At 58.7% G+C, this 7,425-nt stretch carries 5 protein-coding genes and 1 pseudogene; all 6 read left to right on the forward strand.

Going from position 1 to position 7,425, the window contains the following annotated elements; translation table 11 throughout:
- Positions 1–39 precede the first annotated feature (39 nt).
- The 6 genes and pseudogenes from PMI18_RS12160 to PMI18_RS31955 all read left to right on the forward strand — a co-directional run bounded on the left by PMI18_RS12160 (position 40) and on the right by PMI18_RS31955 (position 7,357).
- On the forward strand, positions 40–1,206 hold the full coding sequence (locus tag PMI18_RS12160; protein ID WP_007902254.1) for a 2-aminoethylphosphonate--pyruvate transaminase: 1,167 nt from the start codon (positions 40–42) through the stop codon (positions 1,204–1,206).
- A 273-nt stretch (positions 1,207–1,479) separates the two neighbouring features.
- Positions 1,480–2,820 carry an MFS transporter gene (locus PMI18_RS12155; RefSeq protein ID WP_007902256.1) on the forward strand — a complete coding sequence of 447 codons (1,341 nt, stop codon included), beginning with the start codon at positions 1,480–1,482 and terminating at the stop codon, positions 2,818–2,820.
- Between the two features lie 39 nt (positions 2,821–2,859).
- Positions 2,860–3,687: a phosphonoacetaldehyde hydrolase gene (gene phnX / locus PMI18_RS12150; protein WP_007902258.1), complete on the forward strand. Its 828-nt coding sequence runs from the start codon at positions 2,860–2,862 to the stop codon at positions 3,685–3,687.
- Between the two features lie 76 nt (positions 3,688–3,763).
- Positions 3,764–5,284, forward strand: a complete 1,521-nt coding sequence (gene exaC, locus PMI18_RS12145; protein ID WP_007902260.1) for an acetaldehyde dehydrogenase ExaC — start codon at positions 3,764–3,766, stop codon at positions 5,282–5,284.
- A 189-nt stretch (positions 5,285–5,473) separates the two neighbouring features.
- Positions 5,474–6,499, forward strand: a pseudogene (locus PMI18_RS31950) (HAMP domain-containing protein); the annotation flags it as partial.
- A gap of 27 nt (positions 6,500–6,526) precedes the next feature.
- Positions 6,527–7,357 (forward strand): methyl-accepting chemotaxis protein, encoded by an 831-nt coding sequence (locus PMI18_RS31955; protein ID WP_371916953.1) that lies wholly within the window; start codon positions 6,527–6,529, stop codon positions 7,355–7,357.
- The last annotated feature ends 68 nt before the right edge of the window (positions 7,358–7,425 follow it).

Raw genomic sequence — 7,425 nt, forward strand, 5'->3', positions numbered from 1 at the left:
TCACTCCTCACCACAAAAACAATACTGCCGGAGAAGATCATGACCAAAGCCGAATTCCCGACCACTCAACCGCTGGCAACCCCAGCTTTGGGTGAACCCTACCTGCTGACCCCAGGCCCGCTCACCACCTCAAAAGCCACCAAGGAAGCCATGCTCCGCGACTGGGGCTCATGGGACGGTGCCTTTAACAAGGTCACCGCCGAAGTGCGCCAGACGCTGCTCGAGATGGCCGGCGTGCAGGACGACAGCTTCGCCTGCGTGCCTCTGCAAGGTAGCGGCAGCTATTCGGTTGAAGCCGCCCTGGCCACTGCCATCCCGCGAGATGGCAAAGCCCTGGTGCTGATGAATGGCGCCTACGGCCAGCGCGCCACCAAAACCCTGGAATATCTCGGTCGCGCCTTCATCTCTCTGGACAAGGGCGACTACCTGCCACCGCAGCCCGATGAAGTTGACGCCCTGCTCACGGCCAATCCGGACGTGACCCATGTGTTTTTGGTTCACTGCGAAACCAGCTCCGGCATCCTCAACCCACTGCGCGAGATCGCCGACGTGGTGAAGGCCCACGGCAAGAGCTTGATCATCGACGCCATGAGCACCTTCGGCGCTGTGCCGGTGACCGTCAAAGAAATCGCCTTTGATGTGCTGGTGTCTTCGGCCAACAAGTGCATCGAGGGCATCCCGGGCTTCGGCTTCGTGATCATCCGTCGCAGCGTACTGGAGTCCGCCAAGGGTCGCGCCAACTCGCTGTCCCTCGACCTCTACGAGCAGTGGGTCTATATGGAACGCACTGGTCAGTGGCGCTTCACTCCGCCGACCCACAGTGTCGTGGCGTTTCACAAAGCGCTCGAACAGCACGCAATTGAAGGCGGTGTGCAAGGTCGTCAGGCGCGCTATACGCGCAACCGCGACGTGCTGGTGAGCGGCATGCGTGAACTGGGATTCCGGACCCTGCTGGAAGACTGCTGGCTGTCGCCGATCATCACCACGTTCTTTTGCCCCGAGCATCCGAACTTTGAGTTCATGCGTTTCTACGATGAGCTCAAGACCCGCCAATTCATCATCTACCCGGGCAAGCTGACGCAGGCCGAAAGCTTCCGCATCGGATGCATCGGTCAGATCGACGAATACATCGTTCACCAACTGCTGCGTGCCATTGCTGACAGCCTCGTGGCGATGGGCGTGGACATGCCAAAACCGGCAGCCTGACGACCCCTTTCAAGATCCCTGCCGATTCGAGCATAGGTGCAATGGGTAGCGCCTCTGGGCGGGGATCTTTTTTTGAACCATGGATTCGGTGACGTATCGCTCGGCAGCGCCGGGCAGGAGTCAGCGATCGCAGTCATTCATAACTTGAAGCCTGATGCCATTCTCACGGCCATCTGATCGATGTCGTGCGTCTGGACAGACTTGTGCACCGAAAACAAAAACAAAAACCGACCAATTTGCGCTGTCTGGCACCACATACGGGATCAGTACACCATGAACAACACCACAAGCCCTCTCGCAAGCGGCTGGAAATCTCTTCAGCGTTGGCGCGTGCAGATTTTCCTGATCACTTGGGTGGCTTATGCCGCCTTCTACTTCACCCGCAAAGCGTTCTCTGTCGCCAAGCTTGGTATTGGCGAGGACCCAAGCTTCATGCTCGAAAAGGCCATGATGGCCAATCTCGACGCCCTTTACCTGACCGCTTATGCCGTGGGTCAGTTTCTTTGGGGCAACTTCTCTGACCGTTTCGGCCCAAGAGTCGTCGTACTGAGCGGCCTCGTCGTCTCGGCCTTGGCGGCGCTACTCATGGGTACCTACGCCACCTTGCCGATTTTCGTCTCCTGCATGCTGGTACAAGGCCTGGCTCAGTCCACCGGCTGGTCAGGTCTTTGCAAGAACGTCGGCAGTTTCTTCAGTACAGGCGTGCGTGGCCGCGTACTGGGGTACTGGAGCACTTCTTATGCCTTTGGCGGGATGGTGGCCACTCCGTTTGCCGGTTGGTGGGCCTACAACGCGTACCACGACTGGCGCATAGCGTTCATCAGCAGCGCCGTCGTGGTGCTGGTGGTGGCGGTGTTGTTCTTTTTCCTGCAACGCAACCAGCCGGAAGACGTGGGTCTGCCTCCTGTCGAGATCGAGATCGAACCCGTCAGCAATGTCGTAGTTCCGCGCGAAAGTATGTGGGCTGGCTTGCGCACCGTGATGAAAAATCGAACCGTGCTGGTTCTCGGCCTTGCCTATTTCATGCTCAAACCCGCGCGCTACGCCATCCTCTTGTGGGGCCCGGTAATCATCTACGAACGCATGCCCGAGATTGGCAAGGTCGCCTCCGCCATCGTACCCACTTCTTTTGAATTGGCAGGTCTGTTAGGTCCAATCCTCATCGGTATCGCATCAGACAAGTACTTCGGCGCCCGTCGTATACCGGCCTGCGTTCTTAGTCTGGTTGTCCTTACCGTCTGCCTGGGGTTGTTTGTTCCTGCGATGCAGAGCGGCAGTCTTTACATGGTAGTCGGCCTGCTGTTCATGATGGGGCTGACGCTCTACGGCCCGGACTCAATGATCAGCGGCTCGGCGGCCATTGATTTCGGTAGCAAGGACGGAGCGGCGTCCGCCGCAGGTTTCGTCAACGGTTGTGGTTCGGTCGGTGCGGTCCTCGGCGGCCTGCTGCCGGGTTACTTCGACACCATCACCGTGTTCATGGTGTTCACCGGCGCTGCACTCCTGGCCAGCTTGATGTTGGTGCCGTTTTGGAACAGCCGCCCGAAAACGGTGGAAAGCCAACTGTCTGTCTCGATCCCGGTACAACCGGTCATCGTCGGCACCAACTCCTGAACTCGTAGTACCCACTTACCCTTCGCTGGAGCAATCATCATGCACTACCAACAACCTTCCCAACTGCAAGCCGTGGTCCTGGACTGGGCGGGCACCGTCGTTGATTTCGGTTCCTTTGCCCCTACGCAAATTTTCGTCGAAGCCTTCGCCGAGTTTGGCGTAGCAGTTTCCCTGGCCGAAGCCCGTGGACCGATGGGCATGGGCAAGTGGGACCACATCCGCACTTTGTGCAACGAGCCTCAGATCGCCGCACGTTACCAGGCCGCCTTCGGCCGCCTGCCGACTGATGACGATGTCACCGCCCTTTATGAGCGCTTCATGCCGTTGCAGATCGAAAAGATCGCCCTGCACTCGGCGCTGATTCCTGGTGCGCTGGATACCATTGATGCCTTGCGCGACAAGGGTCTTAAAATCGGTTCGTGCTCCGGTTACCCAGCGGTGGTCATGGAGAAAGTCGTCGAGCTGGCGCGCAAAAACGGCTACGTCGCCGACTACGTCGTGGCGACCGACGAAGTGCCCAATGGCCGTCCGCACCCGGCCCAGGCGCTGGCCAACGTAATCGCTCTGGGCATCAACGACGTCGCCGCTTGCGTCAAGGTCGACGACACCTGGCCCGGTATTCTCGAAGGTCGTAGCGCCGGCATGTGGACCGTCGCGCTGACCTGTTCCGGCAACGCACTGGGCCTGACCTATGAAGAATTCAAGGATTTGTCCCTGGAGGAATTGGCCGAGGAACGCGCGCGCATCGTCAAGATGTTCGAAGGCTCCCGCCCGCACTACCTGATCGACACCATCGTTGATCTACCTGCTGTCATTGAAGACATCAATGCGCGCCTGGCACGCGGAGAATCGCCTCAGGGCTCCTGATCCCGCACGGTTTGTGTAACTGACAGCGGCCGTCTCACGGGCGGTCGCAACCAAAAAACAACAAGAGAACCTCACCATGAACTACGCCCACCCTGGCACTCCAGGTGCCATCGTTTCCTTCAAGTCCCGTTACGGTAACTACATCGGCGGCGAATTCGTCGCACCGGTCAAGGGTCAGTACTTCACCACCACCTCGCCGGTGAATGGCCAACCGATTGCCGAATTCCCGCGCTCCAGCGCCGAAGACATCGAAAAGGCCCTGGACGCTGCCCACGCCGCTGCCGATGCCTGGGGAAAAACCTCGGTTCAGAACCGCTCCCTGGTGCTGCTGAAAATCGCCGACCGCATCGAGCAAAACCTCGAGCTGCTGGCCGTCACCGAAACCTGGGACAACGGCAAAGCCGTGCGTGAAACGCTCAATGCCGACATCCCGCTGGCAGTGGATCACTTCCGCTACTACGCCGGTTGCATCCGTGCGCAGGAAGGCAGCTCGGCCGAAATCAACGAACACACCGTGGCCTATCACATCCATGAACCGCTGGGCGTGGTCGGGCAGATCATCCCGTGGAACTTCCCGATCCTGATGGCCGCCTGGAAACTCGCCCCGGCCCTGGCCGCCGGCAACTGCATCGTGCTCAAGCCTGCCGAGCAAACCCCGCTGGGCATTACCGTGCTGATGGAACTGATCGGCGACCTGCTGCCGCCCGGCGTGCTCAACGTGGTGCAAGGCTTCGGCAAAGAAGCCGGGGAAGCCCTGGCCACCAGCAAGCGCATCGCCAAGATCGCCTTCACCGGCTCGACTCCGGTCGGCTCGCACATCATGAAATGCGCCGCCGAAAACATCATTCCGTCCACCGTGGAGCTGGGTGGCAAGTCGCCGAACATCTTCTTCGAAGACATCATGAAGGCCGAGCCAAGCTTCATCGAAAAAGCCGCCGAAGGCCTGGTGCTCGCGTTCTTCAACCAGGGCGAAGTCTGCACCTGCCCTTCCCGCGCCCTGGTGCAGGAGTCGATCTATGACGAGTTCATGAAAGTCGTCATGAATAAAGTCCTGCAGATCAAGCGTGGCGACCCGCTGGACACCGACACCATGGTCGGCGCCCAGGCGTCCGAGCAGCAATTCGACAAAATCCTTTCGTACCTGGACATCGCCAAGGGCGAAGGCGCCGAACTGTTGACCGGCGGCAAGGTGGAAAAACTCGAGGGCAGCCTGGCGACCGGGTATTACATCCAGCCGACCCTGCTCAAGGGCACCAACAAGATGCGCGTGTTCCAGGAAGAAATCTTTGGCCCGGTGGTGAGCATCACCACCTTCAAGGACGAAGCCGAAGCCCTGGCCATTGCCAACGACACCGAGTTCGGCCTGGGCGCCGGCCTCTGGACCCGCGACATCAACCGCGCCTATCGCATGGGCCGCGCCATCAAGGCCGGCCGTGTGTGGACCAACTGCTATCACCTGTACCCGGCTCATGCCGCGTTCGGTGGCTACAAGAAGTCTGGCGTCGGTCGTGAAACCCACAAGATGATGCTCGATCACTATCAGCAGACCAAAAACCTGCTGGTGAGCTACGACATCAATCCGTTGGGCTTCTTCTAAAAAGCGTGGGCGATGCAGATGTTTCGGTGTTGCCCTTCAGATGGCCATCGCGAGCAGGCTCGCTCCCACATTTGATCTGTGGCGTTCACAAAACCAATGTGTGGGCTTGCTCGCGAAGGCGTCCTCGATAACCTGACATTCAAGGGACTGGATGCTCTGCTCCCCTTGATCGATCCTTTGGAGTCCTCGATGAAAATCCGTTACAAGGTGAGCCTTGTGGCTGCTTGTGTGCTGTTCGTGACAACCAGTCTTCTATCGCTGGTTCAGGTAGAGCAGATACGTACGATTTTGCGTCACCAGGTCGAGGCGAGCATCTCCGAATCGAGCAATGCTGTGGCACGTCAGATCGAAAACTGGCTGAACGGCAAACTACGTCTGATGGATTTTGCGTCCCAGGCGATCGACCGCCAGTACAGTGCGCAAGCGACCCAACGAATCATCGATTCGCCCATTCTGAAAGATGAATTCAAGCTGGTATTCGGCGCCCTTGAGTCTGATGGAAAACCCATCAAGAACACTGCATCGTGGAATCCAAAACCTGATTATGACGGTCGCACCCGCCCTTGGTACGCGACAGGAAAAACCGGTAACCAAGCCGTTTTAACCGAGCCCTACAAGGACTCCACCACGGGTGAAATTCTGATCTCGGCGGTCGCGCGAATCAGCGACGCCGGTCAGTTGCTCGGGGTATTTGGCGGTGACATCCGCCTGACTACGGTTGCCGATGCCATCAATACCCTGGATTTCGGTGGAGCCGGTTATGCGTTCCTGCTGAGTAAAAGTGGCAACATCATTTCCCACCCGGACGCGGAACTGAACGGCAAGCCCTACAACCAGCTTTTCGCAGGCAGCGCCCTGCCTCTCGATAGTCAGCTTCAGGAGGTCAGCAGCGGTGGGAAGTCCCTCCTGGTGTCTTTCATTCCGCTCTCCAATCTCAAGGGCATGGATTGGTACATCGGTGTGGTGCTGGATCAGGACATCGTGATGGCCGCAGCCCGCATCCTGAGTTGGCGAGCCGTCATCGGTACTGGTCTGGGCGTGCTGATTAGCCTGTTGGTGTTGGGTCTGCTGGTAAGGCGGCTACTGCGGCCCCTGGATCAACTCAAGGATTCGTTGGCCGACATCAATCGCGGAGAAGGCGACCTGACCCGCCAACTACCCGTGGTCGGCAATGATGAAATTGCGCTGGTCGCCGGGGAGTTCAACCAGTTCCTGCAGAACCTGAAAACGCTCATTGGCGACGTGAAAAACAGCTCGCAACACGTCCGCGAGAGCACCACAGCGACGTCGTGTGAAGCGGATCAGGCAGCCAACCGCGTACAGGTCCAATTACAAGAACTGGATCAACTGGCCACCGCCATGACCGAGATGGCCTCGACTGCCGAGGATGTGGCGCGTAACGCTCAAGCCGCGGCCGAAGCGGCGATCGCTGCCAACGAGGAAACAGCAGACGGGGTTGCTTTGGTCTCCAGGTCGACGGGGGCGATCAAGCGGTTGGCTGAGGAGATGGACGCCACCGGTCATGCGATCAACGAGTTGTCCACGCTCAGTCAAAGCATCGAATCCATCGTGGCGGTCATCACCAGCATCGCCGACCAAACCAATTTGCTCGCGCTCAATGCCGCCATCGAGGCGGCACGTGCCGGCGAATCGGGACGCGGATTTGCTGTGGTGGCTGATGAGGTGCGCTCACTGGCCTCGCGAACCCAACAATCCACGCAGGAAATACGCGAGATGATCGACCAGTTGCAGACGGGCGTGAAACACGCCCAAGTGCAAATGCAGCAGAGCCGCGACACGGCCAGCAAGACGGCCGGGGATGCCAATGCAGCCAATGACACCCTCGAGCGCATCCGTGAGGCCATTTATCGCATTAATGACATGAACCTGCAGATTGCCGCGGCGGCTGAAGAACAGAGCGCCACGACCGAAGAAATCAATCGCAACACGACCAATATCCGCGATATCAGCCTTGAAGTATCCGGCAGTGCGGACAAGCAGGTTCGCCAATGTTCAGTGATGGTGGATCACGTCGGCCAGCAGGACAAACTGCTCAATCGCTTCAGGATTTGAGTTTTGCAATTGCCCGAATGCCTGGGCTCCAAACCCGTTACAGACCACAAAAACAACTATTCACCGAG

The sequence above is a fragment of the Pseudomonas sp. GM102 genome (genome assembly GCF_000282555.1).
GTDB lineage: Bacteria > Pseudomonadota > Gammaproteobacteria > Pseudomonadales > Pseudomonadaceae > Aquipseudomonas.